Genomic DNA, 16,221 nt, shown 5'->3' on the forward strand with positions numbered 1-16,221 from the left:
CGTGAACGCCTTCGTCCTGAACCGGCACGGCCGCATGGTGTTCCCCTCGAACGTCATGCCCGAGCTGGACTTCTCGACCCTGGAGACGCTCGAGCAGCTCGACAACGTCATCCGCCGCGACTTCGAGACGAAGGCCCCGAGCGGCACCGAGATCATGGGGAAGGTGCGCACCGGCGCGTACGACACCCGCTACGACCTCATGCGCGACCTGGCGCTGAACCTGTTCTGGGCCAACCGCTTCTCGATCACCATGTACGACAAGCGGCCCACCCGCTGGGCCGACGTGCCCCGGACCCGTGACGACGTCTTCCTGCCGGTCCTGCAGCCCTGGGAGGACGGCGAGGCGAAGATCGCCGCCGTCGAGCAGGCGTACCCGACACTGCCCGCCCGGTGGGACGGGGAGGTCGAGGACCGCGTCTTCGGGATCCTGTTCGACGTGTACGGCCACCGCCGGCACCAGGCCACCACGCTGCCGGCCATCAAGCCGACGGTCGCGGAGTTCATGCAGCACTCGGGCGCCCTGACGTTCCGGCTGCCCTCGTACGACCCCGACCACCCGGTCTACAGCTACGCCGACATCGTCGACTGCGACGAGGACGTCCCGGAGCTCGAGGCGCTGCACCGCTGGGCGATGGTGCTGCACAACCAGTACCCGTGGGACCGGTCGCAGGTGGAGCTCGCCGAGGCGAGCCAGCTGCGCGACGACGACTACGTGGTCGCCTTCCACCCGCGTGACCGTGAGGTCCGGGGCTTCCTGCGCCGGCTGGCTGCCGGGGCCCCGCCGCGGCACGCCCCGGCAGCCCGCGAGTCCCGCCCACCGGTGCGGCCCTTCCCCGCGGTCGACGTCCGGCAGCAGTTCGGCGTCCGGCCGCGGCTGGAGGCGCTGGTGGCCGTGCACGGCGACCAGGCCTGCGGCAACGAGGACCTGATCCGCAACACCGCCTACAACTGGTCGCCGATGAGCGCCGACGAGATCGCGGCCAAGACCGGCATCGAGCAGCGCCGGTACAGCTCGCTCCCGCTGGAGGAGCTCGCGCTGCAGGCAGCCGAGGGGGCGTTGGCGAAGGCGGGACGGGAGCCGGAGGAGATCGGCGTGGTGCTGGTGTGCACCTGCACGAGCTCGCGGCTCATCCCGTCCCTGGCGACGTACCTCTGCGGCCAGCTCGGGATGCACCAGGTGTACGCGGCCTACGACCTCATCGCCGCCTGCGCCGGCATGCCCTACGGCGTCGCGGACGCCACCCGGTTGATCCAGGAGATCGAGCGGCCGGTCCTGGTGGTCTGCGCGGAGAAGTTCTCGGACAAGATCGGCAACGTGCGCACGTCCCGGATGATCTTCGGTGACGGCGCATCGGCGATGGTGATCGGCCCGGCCCCGGAGGGGTCCGACGGCGACATCGACCTGCTGAAGACCTACGCCAGCGGCCCGGCGAGCGAGGTGAACTCGATCCTGTGGCCCAACCCCGAGTTCGACAACAACATCACGGTGTTCGGCCCGCAGGTGAAGGCGCTGGCCGGGCGCTACCTGGCCCAGATGATCACCGAGCTGGAGCAGCTGCCGGCGCCGGACGGCCGGGACGGGTCGATGATGGACGCGATCGACCTGATCGTGCCGCACCAGGCGAACAAGACGATGGTCATCCAGCTGGCCGAGCGGGCGGGGCTGTCGGCCGACCAGCTGTACTTCAACATCGAGCAGGTCGGCAACACGTCGTCGGCGAGCATCCCGCTGGCCATCCACGACGCCGTGCGCGACGGGGTCATCACCGAGCCGGTGCGGGTGTTCGCGCCCGGGTTCGGCGCGGGCGCCGTGGCCGGGTACGCGGTGATGCGGATCGACCCGGCCGTGGTCGCGGTGTCGACCCCGACCGTGCCGCACCCGCACGACGGTGGGGAGCCGGTCCCGGCCTCGACGTCGGCCTCGGAGGACATGCGGGAGGCCTTCGGCTGACCGACACCGGGCGACGGTGGGCGCGCAGGTGCGGTCCCGACGGGGGGACCTGCACCCGGGCGCACGCCGTCGCCTGAGCCGTGGCCCGCGCGGTCCCCGGCCGGCCGACGACGGATCGTGACCCCGTTCGGTCGGGTGGCGTTGACGGCGTGTGTGTTTGCGTTCACAGTGATCTCCGGACGGGGTGGTGCTCCCGCCGGAACGGGTCACCAGGACCGCACAGGAGGCAGTCGATGTCGAGGGACGGGGTCCACGCCACCGGGACGGTCACCACCCTCGCGCCGCAGCCGTCCGCGTCATGCCGCCGCTGACCGGCCGCCGGTCCGGCCAGCCGGGACGGGTGTCGGGAGGTGCCCGGAGCCGGACGGCCGGTGGCCGCCCCGCCGTCATGGCCGACGTCGCCCGGCTGGCCGGCGTGTCGGCCCAGACCGTCTCCCGCGTCCTCAACGACCACCCCTACGTGGCCGAGGAGACGCGCGCCCGGGTGGTCGCGGCCATGTTGGAGCTCGGCTACCGGCGCAACCTCACCGCCCGGGCGCTGGTCACCCGCCGCACCGACACCATCGGGGTCATCGCCTTCGACACGGGCCTGTACGGACCGGCCAGCACTCTGTTCAGCCTCGAGCAGGCGGCGCGGGAACGCGGCTACCACGTGCACGTCGCGACCGTCCCCGACCTGTCGGAGGAGGGCTTCGTCGACGCCGTCGAGCGGCTGCGGGGGCACCTGGTCTCCGGCCTGGTGGTCCTCGCGCCGCAGCGGGGCGCCGTCCGGGCCATGGCGGGCTTCCCCGGTGACCTGCCGGCGGTCGCCGTCGAGGGCGGGGCGGCGCCGGGCCTCACCTCGGTGGTGGTCGACCAGGTCGGGGGAGCGGTGCAGGCCACCCGGCACCTGCTCGACCTCGGGCACCGCCGGATCGCGCACGTGGCCGGCCGGGAGGACTGGATCGAGGCCGACGCCCGCCTGCAGGGGTGGCAGCAGGCGATGGCCGACGCCGGGCTGCCCGCCGGCCCCGTCCTGCCCGGCGACTGGAGCGCCCGCTCGGGTCACGAGGCCGGCCTGGCCCTGCTGGCCGCGGGCGTGCCGGTCACCGGCGTCTTCGTCGCCAACGACCACATGGCGCTCGGGCTGGTCCGGGCGCTGGCCGAGGCCGGTGTCGACGTCCCCGGCGACGTCAGCGTGGTCGGCTTCGACGACATCGCCGAGGCCGGCTACCTGCGCCCGCCGCTGACCACCGTGCGGCAGGACTTCGCCGAGGTCGGACGGCGCTGCGTCGACCGCCTGCTCCACCTGGTCGAGGGGCCGGACGGCAGCCCGCCGGAGGACGCCCTGGTCGTCCCCGCCACCCTCGTGGTGCGCGCGTCCACCGCGTCGCCGGCCGGGGAGCCTCCCCGGCCCTGAACCGGCGGCCCCCGCGCCACCGCCCCCGGGCGTGTGCCCGCACGACCGAACACCCGGAGCGGCCGACCGGCCGCCCGCAGGACAGGAGGACAGATGTCAGCAGGGACCGACGCAGCCGGGGTCGCCGACCCGTTCGCCGGGAGCGAGGTGTGGTTCCTGACCGGCAGTCAGGGGCTCTACGGGGAGGAGACCCTGGCGCAGGTCGCCGAGCAGTCGCAGCGGGTCGCCGAGGCGCTGGACGCGGCGGGCGAGGTGCCGGTGCGGGTGGTGTGGAAGCCGGTGCTCACCGACGCCGGCGCGATCCGGGCGCTGATGGGCGAGGCCAACGAGACCGCGGCCTGCGCCGGCGTCATCACCTGGATGCACACCTTCTCCCCGGCGAAGATGTGGATCAGCGGGCTGGACGCGCTGCGCAAGCCGCTGCTGCACCTGCACACCCAGGCCGACGCCGCCCTGCCGTGGGCGACCATCGACATGGACTTCATGAACCTCAACCAGGCCGCGCACGGCGACCGGGAGTACGGGTTCGTGCTGACCCGGCTGCGGATGCCGCGCACCACCGTGGCCGGGCACGTCTCCGACCCGCGGGTCCGGGCGCGGGTGGGCGCGTGGGCCCGCGCGGCGGCGGCCGCGGGCGCGCTGCGCACGCTGCGGGTGGCCCGGTTCGGCGACAACATGCGCGACGTCGCCGTCACCGAGGGCGACAAGGTCGAGGCCGAGATCCGGTTCGGCGTGTCGGTGAACACCTGGGGCGTCAACGACCTGGTCGCCGCGGTCGAGACCGTCGAGGAGAGCGCGGTCGACGCACTGGTGGCCGAGTACGGCGACCTCTACGCCTTCGCCGACGACTGCGCGCCGGGTCGCGAGCGGCACGAGGCGGTGCGCTACCAGGCCCGGATCGAGGCAGCGTTGCGCGGCTTCCTCACCGCCGGCGGGTTCGGCGCGTTCACCACCAACTTCGAGGACCTCGGCGGGCTGCGGCAGCTCCCGGGCCTGGCGGTGCAGCGGCTGATGGCCGACGGCTACGGGTTCGGCGGTGAGGGGGACTGGAAGACCTCGGTGCTGCTGCGCACGCTGAAGGTCGCCGCCGCCGGGCTGCCGGGCGGGACGTCGTTCATGGAGGACTACACCTACGACCTCACCGGCACGCCGAAGATCCTCGGCGCGCACATGCTCGAGGTCTGCCCGACCATCGCCGGCGACCGGCCCCGGGTGGAGGTGCACCCGCTGGCCATCGGCGGCCGCGAGGACCCCGCCCGGCTGGTGTTCACCGCCGCGCCCGGCGAGGGCGTCGTCGTCGGGTGGTGCGACCTGGGGGACCGGTTCCGGTGGGTCGCCAACGAGGTCGACGTCGTCCCCCCCGACGAGCCGCTGCCCAACCTGCCCGTCGCGCGGGCGGTCTGGCAGCCGCGGCCGGACTTCGCCACCGCCACCGAGGGCTGGCTGACCGCCGGCGGGCCGCACCACACCGTGCTGTCGACCGCGCTCGGGGCCGAGGAGCTCACCGACCTGGCGGAGGTCTTCGCCACCGAGCTGGTGCTCATCGACGGCGCCACCACCCGCCGCTCCCTGGCCCAGGAGCTGCGCTGGAGCGCCGCCTACCACCGCCTCGCCCAGCGCCTCTGAGCGGACGGCCGCCGCTGACGAACGGCCGCAGGCTCGTCATGGCGATGGCCTCCCTGCAGGGCCCCACGGCGAGCCTGCGAGTCGTGGGGGGCAGGGAGGTCCTTCGTCAGACGAGGACGCGGCGGCCGTGCACGGTGTCGGCGGCCTCGGCGGCGAGCAGGATCCGCCGGGCGGGCAGGTGCCGGCCCTCCCGGAGGCTGCGGGCCTTGGCCGGGTCGGTGCCGGCCAGGCCCGCGGTGGCGGCGAGGTCGTGCCGGTTGACCGCCAGCGCCACCAGGCGGCCGAGCGGGTGGGCGGCGCAACGGCGGACGAGCCCGGAGATGTGCGGCTCGCCGGGCCGCCGGGTGACCGCGTCGACCGCCTCGACGACGACCTCCGGGACGCCGAGGGCGCGCAGCCGGGCCAGGTCGTAGCGGCGGGCGGGGTCGGGGGAGTCGCGGGTGCGCTCCACGACCTCGCGGAGCAGCCCGGCCATCTCCGCGTGCGGGCCGTGCGGCCGCAGCGTCTCGGCCACGGGCCGCAGCTCCGCCAGGTAGAGGTCGCGGCCGTCGGCGTCCACGTGGCCCTCGTGTGCCTGCAGGGCCAGCAGGTGCGCGTCGGCGACGGTGAACCCCACGGGGCCGAGGCTAGGCGGGGCCGGCCGCCGGACGCGGCAGGCCCCGCCCGGGTCAGCCGGCGTCGCGCCGCAGCAGCGACCACCCGCCGGCCGCGAGTGCCACGGCCGACCAGCCGACCAGCTGCCCGGTGGCCTGGGCCGCGGTCATGTCCGGCTCGCCCAGCAGCGTCCAGATCGCGGCCGAGCCGGGCAGCAGCTCGGCGAGGTCGGCCATCCACTCGACGCCGAACGCCGGCAGCAGGAACGGCAGGACCAGCTGCAGCAGGAACACCGCCGCCAGCGCCCCGGCCGTGCTGCGCAGCAGCAGCCCGAGCCCCACCGCCAGCACCCCGCCGGCCGCGAGCACCGCCGCGATCCGGCCGACGCTGTCGGCCACGTCGGCGGCCGAGAGGGTCAGCCCCGGCTCGATCAGCCGGGCGGCGACGTCGGCCACGAGGGCGAGCAGGACCCCGGCGACCGTGGCGACGAGGACCGGCACGGTCACCCGCGCGGCCAGCAGCACCCCGCGGCGCGGGGTCCACTGCAGCGTGGGGCCGATCGCCCGGCTGGCGTACTCCTGCGTCACCGCGAGCAGCACCGCCACCAGCAGCGCGAACTGGCCGAGGAGCACCCCGAACTCGCCGGCCCACGTCGCCGGCGGCAGCACCCCGGTCTCGGTCACGTTCTCCGCGTCGAACGCCATGAGGACGCCGGTGCCGACGATCGTCACGGCGGCCGCCAGCAGGCACCACCAGGTCGTGCGGACCGTCCGCAGCCGCACCCACTCCGCCCCGGCGGCCCGCGCGACCACGGTGGCGGTGCCCGGCCCGGCCGGGCGGACCGGGGTGGCGACCGCGCTCACGACCGCACCGCCGCGGGCTCGTCGGCGACGCGGTACTCGACGTCGGTGTCGGTCAGGTCCAGGTACACCTGCTCGAGGGAGCTGCGCTCCTCGGCCAGCCGGTGCACCGCGGCCCCGGCGGCCAGCGCCACGTCGCCGACGGTCTCGGCCGCCGCACCGTCGACGAGCAGGTCGCCGTCGTCGGCGGGGGAGACCCGCAGGCCGCGCCGACGGAGCGCGTCGGCGAGGAGGCCGGCCGACGGCGTCCGGACCCGGACCCGCTGGCCGACCGCCCCGCCGCGCACGACGTCGGCGAGGGACGCGTCAGCGATCAGCCGGCCCCGGCCGATGATCACCAGGTGGTCGGCGGTCTGCTCCATCTCGCTCATCAGGTGGCTCGACAGCAGCACCGTGCGCCCCTCGCCGGCCAGCCGCCGCACCAGCGCGCGGATCCAGCGGACGCCCTCGAGGTCGAGGCCGTTCATCGGCTCGTCGAAGAGCAGCACGCCGGGGTCGCCGAGCAGCGCCGTCGCGATGCCCAGCCGCTGGCGCATGCCCAGCGAGTAGCCGCGCACCCGCCGCTTGGCCGCCGGCCCGAGCCCCACCTGGTCGACGACCTCGTCGACCCGCCGCGGCGGGATGCCGTGCGTGCGGGCGGCCACCCGCAGGTGGTCGCGGCCGCTGCGGCCGGGGTGGACGGCGCCGGCGTCGAGGAGGGCGCCGACGGCGTGCAGCGGCTCGGCCATCCCGGCGACGGGCCGCCCGCCGACCAGCGCGCGGCCGCGGGTGGGCCGGTCCAGGCCCAGCACCATGCGCATCGTGGTGGACTTGCCGGCGCCGTTGGGTCCGAGGAACCCGGTCACCTTCCCCGGCAGGACGTCGAAGGTCAGGTCGTCGACGGCGCGCACCGCGCCGTACTGCTTCGTCAGGCCGTGGACGGTGATCACGTGCGGTCCCGCGGCTGCGGGCAGGGAGGGGTCATGGCAGCGAGCCTGGCCGGGACGGGGTCCGGCGCGGATCACCCCACAGCGCCGACCCGCCTCCCCCGCGCGGGGGAGGCGGGGAGCGCGCCGGCGGGGGAGTCGCGCGGCGCCGCGGGAGGCCAGGATCACGGCATGTCCTGGACGGCACCGACGCACGCCCCGGCGCTGGCACCGCGGGTCCGCGCCCTGCTCGCCGCCGCCCGCCCCGGCTGGCCCGGGCGAGCGCTGTACGTCCTCGCCGGCCTGCCGCTCGCGGTCCTCTACTCGGCGCTGTTCATCGGCCTGGTCGGCTCCGTCGTCGCCGTCGTCTACGGCATCGGGGTGCTGCTGGTCCTGCAGGTGCTCGCCGTGGCGCGCGGCCTCGGCGGCGTCGAGCGGCGGCTGGCCCGGACGCTGCTGGGCGTGGACATCCCCGACGGCGAGCGGGTGCGCGACCAGCGGGGCGTCGTGCGCCGCGTCCGCCGCCTGGTCCTCGCCGCGGGCACCTGGCGGGCACTGGGCTGGCTCGGCGCCCGGGTGCTGCTCGGGGCGGCCATGTTCGCCACGCTCGTGTTCGGCCTGGCCGCGTTCGTCGCCCTCGGCTGGGAGACCGACTGGACCGTCGTCACGACACTGCCGCTGCTGCTGCTCATGGCCCTCGTGGTCTGCCTGACCCTGCTGGTGCTCGAGCTGCTCGTGCGCCTCACGGCCGCGGCCGCGCCGCGGCTGCTCGGCGCGGCCCCCGAGCAGCGCATCGCCGCGCTGCAGCAGAGCTCCCGGCGGCTGGCCGACCGCCAGCGGCTGGCCCGCGACCTGCACGACACCATCGGGCACGCGCTGACCGCCAGCCTGCTGCAGGCCACCGCCGCCCGCCGCACCCTGACCCCCGCCGGCGACCGTCCGGTGCAGCCGGACTTCGCCCGGCAGGCCCTCGAGCACATCGAGACCAACACCCGCACCGCGCTGTCGGAGCTCGACCGGGTGCTCAGCGTCCTGCGCACCGTCGATGCCCAGGGCGACCCGGCGCCCTTCGCCGCCCCCACCCTCGCCGACCTCGACGACCTGCTCGCCGGGCTGCGCGACGGCGGCCTGCCGGTGGCCCTGGTGGTCGACGGCATCGGGGAGGGCGAGCTCGGCGAGGTGCCCGCGGGCCTGCAGGAGCTGGCCTACCGCGTCGTGCAGGAGGGCACCACGAACGTGCTGCGGCACGCCGGGTGCCCGCTCACCGTCGCTCAGGTGGTGCGCGTCGACGGCCTCCTCGTCGTCCGGGTCTGCAACGAGGCGGCGACGCAGCTCGACGCCCGCCCCGGCCCCGGCGGCGGGCGCGGGCTGGCCGGCCTGCGGGAGCGCGCGGCGGCCGCCGGCGGCACGCTGACCGCCGGGCCGTCGCCGTCGGGCGGGTTCGAGGTCTGCGCGACCCTGCCGCTGTCCGGCACCGCGTGACGCTGCGGCTGCTGCTCGTCGACGACGACGTGCTCGTCCGCTCGGGCCTGCGGGTGATCCTCGAGAGCGAGCCCGACCTCACCGTCGTCGGCGACGCCGGCACCGGTCGCGAGGCGCTGGAGGTCGCCGCCCGCACCGACCCCGACGTCGTCCTCATGGACGTGCGGATGCCCGACATTGACGGCATCGCGGCCACCGCCGCGCTCGTGGCGCGGGACCCGCGGCGGCCGCGGGTGCTGGTGCTGACCACCTTCGAGGACGACGACTACCTGTTCCGGTCGCTGCAGGCCGGGGCGAGCGGGTTCGCGCTCAAGCGCTCCGACCCCGACGAGCTGGTCGACGCCATCCGGGTGGTCGCCCGCGGCGCCTCCCTGGTGCTGCCGGACCTGACCCGGCGGCTCATCGCCTCGCACGTGCCGACGCGGCCGCGCGGCGCGGCCGCGCTGCCGGAGCTGACCGGGCGCGAGGCCGACGTGCTGCGCCTGGTCGCCGGCGGGCTGTCCAACGCCGAGATCGCCGCCGGCCTGCACCTGAGCCGCGAGACGGTGAAGACGCACGTCAGCAGCGTGCTGCTCAAGCTCGGCGCCCGGGACCGCACGCAGGCGGTGATCGCCGCCTACGAGAGCGGCTTCATGACCCCCTGAGGGAGCCGCTCAGAGCTGGACGACGTGGCCGGTGCGCGGGTCGCTGCTGCCCGCGAGGACCTCCAGCCAGACGTCGCGCAGCGCCTCGGGGCCGGAGGAGACGGTCACGTCGACCCACCCCTCCGCCGCCGGGGCGAAGCGCCGCCACGCCTCGCCGAAGCGCCGGTCGAGCCCCTCGCGGCCCCAGTCCGCCGTGCGCGCGGCCACGCGGTCGGGGGCGAAGAACACCGTCGGGCGCGGCCCGGGGAGGTCGCCCGCCGGGCTCGCGTCCTGGTGGGTCACGCCGACGACGAGGTCGAGCAGCAGGTCGGCGCCGAGGTGGTCGTGCAGCGCGCGGCGCAGGGGAGTGCTCCCGGCGAGGTCGACGTAGGCGGTGGGCGCGGCCGCCAGCGCGGGGACGTCGTCGTAGGGGAGCACGCGGTCGTAGCAGCCGAGCGACGCGGTGAAGTCGACGTTGCGCGGGCTGGTCAGGCCGACGACCTCCGCGCCGCCGCCGCGCAGCAGGAAGGCGGTGCCGTACGCCGTCTTGCTCGACGCCGACGACAGGACCACCACGCCGGCGTCCTGCTCGGCCAGCTGGTCGGCGAGCAGGAAGGAGGTGAAGAACAGTGGGCGGTAGAGCACCTGCAGGTCCTCGCGCTCCGGCTCGTGGGCCGGGTCGCCGGATGTGAGCAGGTAGGAGTTGTAGACGGCGGGCAGCGCCGCCCGGTGCGGGCTGCCGTCGCGGAAGCCGTGCGCACCCGCCCGCTCCGGGCGCACCAGCAGGTGGCTGGCGGGCGGCAGGTAGCCGTACACCCGCTGCCCGGGCTCGACGCCGTCGGCGCGGGAGGCGAGCACCTCGGCGAAGCCCCACAGCGGGACCCGCCCGGAGCCCTCGCCCGCCGGGAAGAACCGCCAGTACCGCAGGGCGTCCCCGAGCACGGCGTAGGTGACGTTGTTGGCGGTCACGCCGACGCGGTCGACCCGGAGCACGGCCTCCCCGTCGCCGGGCTCGGGCACGTCGGCCTCGACGAGCGAGGTGCGGGTGAGGTCGTCGCGTGCGACCTCGAGGGCCCAGCCGGGGGTCGTCACGCCGCCACCGTGCCGGTCCGGGCGCCGGCGGTCAACGCCGGCCCCGGGTCGCGGCGCCGCGCGCCGGGCTCAGCCGTCGAACAGCAGGCGGTCCAGGCCCCGCCGCACGCCGGGCACCTCGCCGACCCTGCGGACGGCCAGCAGCGTGCCCTCGACGTAGGGGGCGGGGGAGTCGCCGGTGTCGTGACGGATGGTCAGCCGTTCCCCTCCCGCGGCGGAGACGACCTCCGTGGCGAGCACGAAGCCCGGCAGCCGGACCGAGTGGACCCGGGTCCCCGCCACGTCGGCGCCGCGCGCCTCGGCCGGGCCGATGAGCTCCGCCGTCGGGACCGCCGGCCCGGGCGTGCGCACCTGCCCGAGGGTCTCGGCGAGCTGCCGGGCCGTGCCGCTGGGCACGTCGGGCTTCGTGGCCGCGGCGTGGTCGAGGACCTCCCAGGAGCCCACGTGCCGGGCGGACAGCGTGGCGGCCCGCTGCAGGACGGCGGCCATCACCGAGAGTTGCCGGCGGCGATCACCCCGACCCCGTGGTCGCGGGCGAGGCGGTCGAGGTCGGCGTCGTCGTCGGCGGTCAGCCCGCTGGAGCCGACGACGAGGTGCACGCCGGCCCGCACCGCCGTCCGGACGTGGTCCCCGACGGCGGCGGCACTGGTGTGGTCGACGAGAACGTCGACGTGCCCGGCGTCGAGGGCCTCGGCGACGGTGCCGTGCACCGGGCCGGTGCTGCGTGCGGCCGTCACGTCGGCGAGGGTCCGCCCGGCCGCGGACCGGGAGACCCCCGAGGCCAGCACCAGGTCGTCGGCGGCGTCGATCGCGGCCAGGATGGGAGGCGCCGTCCAGCCGGTGCCACCGGCGAAGCAGACCGTGATCACCCGTCCGACCCCAGGGCCGTCAGGGCGTGCCCGTCGCGGGCTCGTCCGGGATGCGGGCGCGCAGCGCGTCGGCCTCGGCGGTGAGCGCTCCGACCCGCTCGCTCGCCGCGCGCGCCGCCGCCTCGGCCTGCGCCGCCCGGCGCTCGGCGTCCTCCGCGCGCTGCGCCGCCCGCGCCGCGTCGGTGCGGGCCTCCTGCCGGTCGCGCTCGGCCGCCTCGGCCCGGCCGGTGGCCTCCCGGGCGAGGGTCCGTGCCTCCTCCTCGGCGGCGCGGGCCGCGTCCCGCTCCCGTCCGGCGGCGCGCGTCTGCTCGCGGGCGGTGGCTGCGGCGGCCAGTGCCTCGTCGCGGGCGGCGGCCGCGGTGTCGCGCTCCTCCGTCCGGGCGCGCACCCGCTCGGCGAGGGTGCGCTCGGTGACCTGCCACGCGGCGCGGGCCTCGACCAGGGCGTCGTGCTCGCGGGCCGCGTCGGCGCGGGCGTGCTGCTCGGCCTCCCGGGCCGCCTCGGCGTCGCGGCGCGCGGCGTCCCGCTGCCGCCCGGCCTCGCGGGCCTGCTCCCGGGCGGCGGCGGTCCCCTCGCGGGCGCGTTCCCGCTCGGCCTCCGCCCGCGCACGCTCGGCGTCGGCCGCCGCGCGTCCCGACTCGGCGGCCTCGCGCGCCTGCTCGGCCACCTCGGTGCGGCGCTGCGCCTCGGCCCGCGCCTCGGCGACCTGCCGCTCCGCGGCGGCCCGCGCCTCCTCGGCGTCCCGCTCGGCCGTCCGGCGGGCCTCTGCGGCCTCCGTCCGCAGCCGCTCGGCCTCCCGTGTCCGTTCCTCGGCGCGCAGCCGGTCGGCGTGGGCGGCGTCGACGTCGGACCTCGCCTGTGCGAGACGGGCCTCCACGGTCGCCTCGTCGCGGTAGGCGTCGAGGGCCTCCAGCGCGTCGGTGAGCAGGGCGGCCTGCACCTCCGCCGCGGCGGCGGCCTCCCGGGCGGCGCCCGCCCACCGGCTCACCAGTGCCCGGACCCGGCCCTCCGGCGGCAGGTCGCCGGCCAGCGCGGCCGCTTCCGTCCCTCCGCCGGCGACCCGCTGCGCCGCCGCGCGCAGCCGGGCCCGTCGCGCCGTCTCGGGGTTGTGGTCGGGCCGGTCGCAGAAGCGCGGGGAGGGTCCGCTGCGTCCCGGCACCCGCGGCCGCCGCGGTCGCGTGCAGGCCGGGAAGGCGCAGGCCTCTGGTGCGGCGTCCGTACCCGGCTCGGTCATGTCGCGAGGTTAGACGGATGGGCACATCCATGCGTCCATTAGTCATGACGCAATCGTTTGACTTCCGGGAATCACCTACTCTGCGAAGCGATGGACACCGAGCCGGGAGACGCTCTGCAGACCGCCGTCGAGGCCGCCGGGACCCCCCGGCCGGGGGACGGGGGGCTGCTGCTGCCCGGTGACCTCACCTCGGTCGGCTCGTACGTCGCGGCAGCGCAGGCGGCCGCCACGCGGGAGGCCTACGCCCGTGACGTGCGGGCGTGGGAGGCGTGGTGTGCGGGGCGGTCGCTGTCGCCCGCGCTGCCCGCCGACCCGCTGACCGTCGCCGCCTGGCTGGCGTCGATGGCCGACGACGGCCGCAGCCCGAGCTACGTCGCCCGCCGGCTCTCGGCACTCAACGACGCCGCCCGCGGGGCTGGGCACCCGCCGCCCGGGGACAGCGAGGGCGTGCGCCGGACGCTGGCCGGGATCCGCCGGTCCGCCGCGCGGGCCGGGCGCCGGCCCCGGCGGGCCCGCGCGGTCGACACCGCGACCGTGCGGGCGCTGGTCGAGGACCTCCCGGACACCCTCGCCGGGACGCGGGACCGCTGCCTGATCCTCGTCGGCTTCGCCCTGGGCCTGCGGGCCTCGGACCTGTGCGCGCTGCGGATCGAGGACCTCACCCCGGCCGGGCACGGCGGTCTCGACGTCCTGCTGCGGTACTCCAAGACCGACCAGGGAGGGGCGGGGGAGACCCTCGCCCTGGCCGAGGGCGTCCGCGAGGTCACCTGCCCGGTGCGGGCCGTCGCCGCCTGGCGCGCCGCGCTGGCCGGACAGGGCGTCACCTCCGGCCCGCTGTTCCGGTCCGTCGGGAAGGGCAGCAGCCCGCGCCTGGGCGCGGCCGCGCTGACCACGCGCAGCGTGGACCTGGTGCTCGAGCGCGCCGCCGAGCGCGCCGGCGTCTCGACCGAGGGACTGTCCCCGCACTCGCTGCGCCGCGGCTTCGCCACCACCGCCTACGCGCAGGGCGTGCCGGAGAAGGAGATCAGCCGGACCGGCCGCTGGCGCTCGCTGGTCGTGCGCTCCTACGACGCCTCCAGCCGCTGGGCCGACCCCGCCTCGGGCTCCCTCGGGCTCTGACACGGCCGGCCGGGCCGCCGCACGCCCTACACGTAGTCCGACCTGCGGAGCCAGCGGAAGGCCACCCAGCCGGGCAGGACCGGCAGCCAGAACGTCGCGATCCGGAAGAGGAAGACGGCCGGGACGGCGATGGTGTGGTCCATCCCGGCGCCGACCAGCCCCGCGATGAGGGCGGCCTCCAGCGCGCCCAGCCCGCCCGGCGTCGGGGCGGCCGCGGCGATCGTGGCGCCGGCGAGGTAGACGGCACCCACGGTGACCACGCCCAGCCCACCACCCAGGGCCCGGGTGGACAGGTAGAGGCAGAGGAGGTAGCCGAGGGTCGTCGCCGCCGAGCCGCCCAGCAGCAGCGCCAGCTTGCCGGGGCTGCGCAGGACGGCGGTGACGCCGTGGACGGACCGGCGCAACGGCGGCACCAGCCGCGTCACGACCAGGCGCCGGACGGCCGGGACCGCGGACGCGGCGAGGGTGAGCACGAGCACCGCCAGGGCGCCCCACAGCACGGTGGGCGACTCGGCCGGCCGGACGGCGCCGAGCAGCGACCCGCCGGCCCAGGCGCCGAACAGCAGCAGGAACACCACGTGGACGACGGTCCCGGCCGCGTAGCTGAGACCGACGCCGGACGAGGCCACGGCGACGTCGACGCCGCTGCGCTGCAGGAAGCGGACGTTCAACGCCATCCCCCCGAGAGCGGCGGGTGCCAGCTTGCCGGCGAAGGAGGACGCGAGCTGGGTGACGAGCGTGGGGACCGGCCGCACCCGCGCGGCCACGGCACCGAGGAGGCTGACGGTGGCGCCCACGTACGTCAGCGCGGACGTCGCCAGGACGAGCGGCGCCCAGGCCCAGTCGGCGTCCCGCACGCGTGCGGCCATGCCGGCCACGTCGCCGAGCTGCGGGACGAGGGAGTACGTGACGAGGACCAGCATCGCCACCACGAGGAGCTTCCTCGGCCTGACCCGGTCCAGTTCCGTGAGTGGCGGCTCCGGGACCCCGCACCGCGCGGAGACGGCGGCCCGGATCTCCCCGAGCAGGTCCCCGTGGCGCTTCGCGGCCTCCCGCGTGGCACCGCTCAGGCTCTTCGGCTGCAGCCGGGGGAGCGACGCGGCCACCGCCTCCGGCCCCAGCCGGGCGACCGCGGTGTCGACGGCGGGCTCGACGCCGGCCTGCAGTGCCAGGGCGACGAGGAGCTGGGCGACGTCGGCGTCGAGCAGCGCGGGTGCGGCGGCGACCTCGCTGAACCCCCAGTCGAGAAGCCAGGGGGTACCCGACCGGTCCAGGAGGAGGTTGGCCCGGCGCAGGTCGCGGTGCGCGACGCCGTGCCGGCGCAGGACGGCCACCTGCTCCCAGATCCCGAGCAGGACCGGTCCGGTCAGGGTCGTGTCCGGCAGCCGGTCGAGCGTCGCGCCGTCGACGAGGTCGTAGGACAGCAGCCAGGAGTCGCGTCCCACCGGCGCGATCGTCCGCAGGCGGGGCGTCCGCGCACCCACGTCCCGGACGAAGAGCGACACCAGCGCCTCGTGCTCGACCGTGCGGCGCAACGAGGAGAACGGGCGCTCGTCGCCCACGTTCTTGAGTCGGAGGAACCGGTAGGCCCGGAACAGCAGGTCCGCTGCGCGGTTCTCGGCTCCCATGACCTTGGCGAACACGCGGTCGCCGTTCCGCAGGGTGGCCGTCCAGGGGACCGAGCCGCGCGCGTCGACCGCGGCCGGATCGACGTCGACCGGCTCGAGGCCGCTGCCGGCCAGGGCGGCGGCCACGGCGCCGCGGGTCGGCCGGGCGACGGGACGGCCGAACAGCAGGAGGGTCCCGGACCCCACCGCGGCGCCCAGCACGAGCACCACGGTCAGGGTGGCGGGTAACGCCCGGGGGACCAGCAGGTGCAGCAGCGTGGTGAGTCCGAGGACCAGGGCCCCGGCACGCCGCCAGCGACGCGACACGAACGGCGCCAGCACCACGAAGGACGCGGCGACGACGGCCGTGCCGCCCACCCCGCGCGCGCCGTCGAGGCCCCACGGCAGCGCGTCCCCGCGGGGCAGGACGCCCGTGCCGTCGCCGTCGAGGACCCACCCGACCGCCCGCGCCAGGACGGCGGCGATGACGCCGCCGACGAGCAGGTACCCGAACAAGCGTGGACGGCGCGTCAGCGCGGCGGTGAGCCACGCCGCGACGACCGACGCCACCGCCAGCAGCGCCGCGGCCCAGGTCAGGACCCGCTCGAGCGTGGGTACGGCCGAGGACACCCGCCGGACGAGGTCCTCGTCCGGCGCCGGGACCTCCCCGCGCGCCCACCTCAGGACCACCAGCAGCAGGACGGCGGCCACGGTCAGCACGCCGGTGCGCAGCACGTCGCTGGGGGACCGCTCGTAGCCGGTGACCTGCTCGCGCGGGTCCGCACCGCCGACTCCTGCGGTGCGTCCTCCCCGCTCGGACGTCGTGGCCGGCGTCGCCGCCGGGGCCTCCGGCACCCGCG

14 protein-coding genes are annotated in these 16,221 nt (G+C 76.7%); 6 read left to right on the forward strand and 8 right to left on the reverse strand.

Features of this window, described 5'->3' with window-relative positions:
- The first annotated feature begins 1 nt into the window (after position 1).
- From BM165_RS01495 to araA, 3 genes are all read left to right on the forward strand, one after another.
- The gene (locus BM165_RS01495) at positions 2-1,951 is read left to right on the forward strand and encodes a 3-oxoacyl-ACP synthase III family protein (protein WP_075011741.1); all 1,950 of its coding nucleotides are present in this window, start codon (positions 2-4) and stop codon (positions 1,949-1,951) included.
- A 388-nt stretch (positions 1,952-2,339) separates the two neighbouring features.
- Entirely contained in the window at positions 2,340-3,350 is a 1,011-nt protein-coding gene (locus BM165_RS01500) for a LacI family DNA-binding transcriptional regulator (protein WP_083427000.1), read from the forward strand.
- Between the two features lie 93 nt (positions 3,351-3,443).
- Entirely contained in the window at positions 3,444-4,976 is a 1,533-nt protein-coding gene (gene araA / locus BM165_RS01505; protein ID WP_075011743.1) for an L-arabinose isomerase, read from the forward strand.
- 106 nt (positions 4,977-5,082) lie between these two features.
- Here the strand turns inward: araA and BM165_RS01510 are convergent, their stop codons facing one another.
- The 3 genes from BM165_RS01510 to BM165_RS01520 are packed head-to-tail and all read right to left on the reverse strand — an operon-like array spanning position 5,083 to position 7,359.
- Positions 5,083-5,592 (reverse strand): phosphohydrolase, encoded by a 510-nt coding sequence (locus tag BM165_RS01510; RefSeq protein ID WP_075011744.1) that lies wholly within the window; start codon positions 5,590-5,592, stop codon positions 5,083-5,085.
- Between the two features lie 52 nt (positions 5,593-5,644).
- Complete coding sequence (locus tag BM165_RS01515) at positions 5,645-6,433, reverse strand: hypothetical protein (RefSeq protein WP_075011745.1); 789 nt, start codon at positions 6,431-6,433, stop codon at positions 5,645-5,647.
- On the reverse strand, positions 6,430-7,359 hold the full coding sequence (locus tag BM165_RS01520) for an ABC transporter ATP-binding protein (RefSeq protein WP_075011746.1): 930 nt from the start codon (positions 7,357-7,359) through the stop codon (positions 6,430-6,432). Before BM165_RS01520 ends, BM165_RS01515 begins: the two co-directional genes overlap by 4 nt.
- A gap of 168 nt (positions 7,360-7,527) precedes the next feature.
- Between BM165_RS01520 and BM165_RS01525 the strand changes: the two genes are divergently transcribed.
- Both BM165_RS01525 and BM165_RS01530 read left to right on the forward strand, forming a co-directional pair.
- A complete protein-coding gene (locus tag BM165_RS01525; RefSeq protein WP_075011747.1) occupies positions 7,528-8,817 on the forward strand; it encodes a sensor histidine kinase in 1,290 nt (429 codons plus the stop codon).
- Positions 8,814-9,461 carry a response regulator gene (locus BM165_RS01530; protein WP_075011748.1) on the forward strand — a complete coding sequence of 216 codons (648 nt, stop codon included), beginning with the start codon at positions 8,814-8,816 and terminating at the stop codon, positions 9,459-9,461. Before BM165_RS01525 ends, BM165_RS01530 begins: the two co-directional genes overlap by 4 nt.
- A gap of 9 nt (positions 9,462-9,470) precedes the next feature.
- On the opposite strand, the gene BM165_RS01535 is transcribed toward BM165_RS01530, so the two are convergent.
- The 4 genes from BM165_RS01535 to BM165_RS01545 form a co-directional block, all read right to left on the reverse strand.
- Positions 9,471-10,532 (reverse strand): DUF2855 family protein, encoded by a 1,062-nt coding sequence (locus tag BM165_RS01535; RefSeq protein ID WP_075011749.1) that lies wholly within the window; start codon positions 10,530-10,532, stop codon positions 9,471-9,473.
- A 69-nt stretch (positions 10,533-10,601) separates the two neighbouring features.
- Positions 10,602-11,021 carry a dihydrodipicolinate reductase C-terminal domain-containing protein gene (locus BM165_RS25075; RefSeq protein ID WP_208976597.1) on the reverse strand — a complete coding sequence of 140 codons (420 nt, stop codon included), beginning with the start codon at positions 11,019-11,021 and terminating at the stop codon, positions 10,602-10,604.
- On the reverse strand, positions 11,021-11,401 hold the full coding sequence (locus tag BM165_RS25080) for a Rossmann-fold NAD(P)-binding domain-containing protein (protein WP_208976598.1): 381 nt from the start codon (positions 11,399-11,401) through the stop codon (positions 11,021-11,023). Before BM165_RS25080 ends, BM165_RS25075 begins: the two co-directional genes overlap by 1 nt.
- Positions 11,402-11,420: 19 nt before the next feature.
- The gene (locus BM165_RS01545; RefSeq protein ID WP_143107969.1) at positions 11,421-12,635 is read right to left on the reverse strand and encodes a coiled-coil domain-containing protein; all 1,215 of its coding nucleotides are present in this window, start codon (positions 12,633-12,635) and stop codon (positions 11,421-11,423) included.
- Between the two features lie 90 nt (positions 12,636-12,725).
- On the opposite strand from BM165_RS01545, the gene BM165_RS01550 reads away from it, so the two are divergent.
- Positions 12,726-13,754: a site-specific integrase gene (locus BM165_RS01550; RefSeq protein ID WP_075011751.1), complete on the forward strand. Its 1,029-nt coding sequence runs from the start codon at positions 12,726-12,728 to the stop codon at positions 13,752-13,754.
- 26 nt (positions 13,755-13,780) lie between these two features.
- Here BM165_RS01550 and BM165_RS01555 read toward each other — a convergent pair whose 3' ends face one another.
- Positions 13,781-16,216, reverse strand: coding sequence for a lysylphosphatidylglycerol synthase domain-containing protein (locus BM165_RS01555; protein ID WP_143107970.1), 2,436 nt, complete (start codon positions 16,214-16,216; stop codon positions 13,781-13,783).
- Positions 16,217-16,221 lie beyond the last annotated feature (5 nt).

Origin of the sequence: Geodermatophilus obscurus (genome assembly GCF_900115395.1) — a bacterium.
In the GTDB taxonomy this organism is placed as follows: domain Bacteria; phylum Actinomycetota; class Actinomycetes; order Mycobacteriales; family Geodermatophilaceae; genus Geodermatophilus; species Geodermatophilus obscurus_B.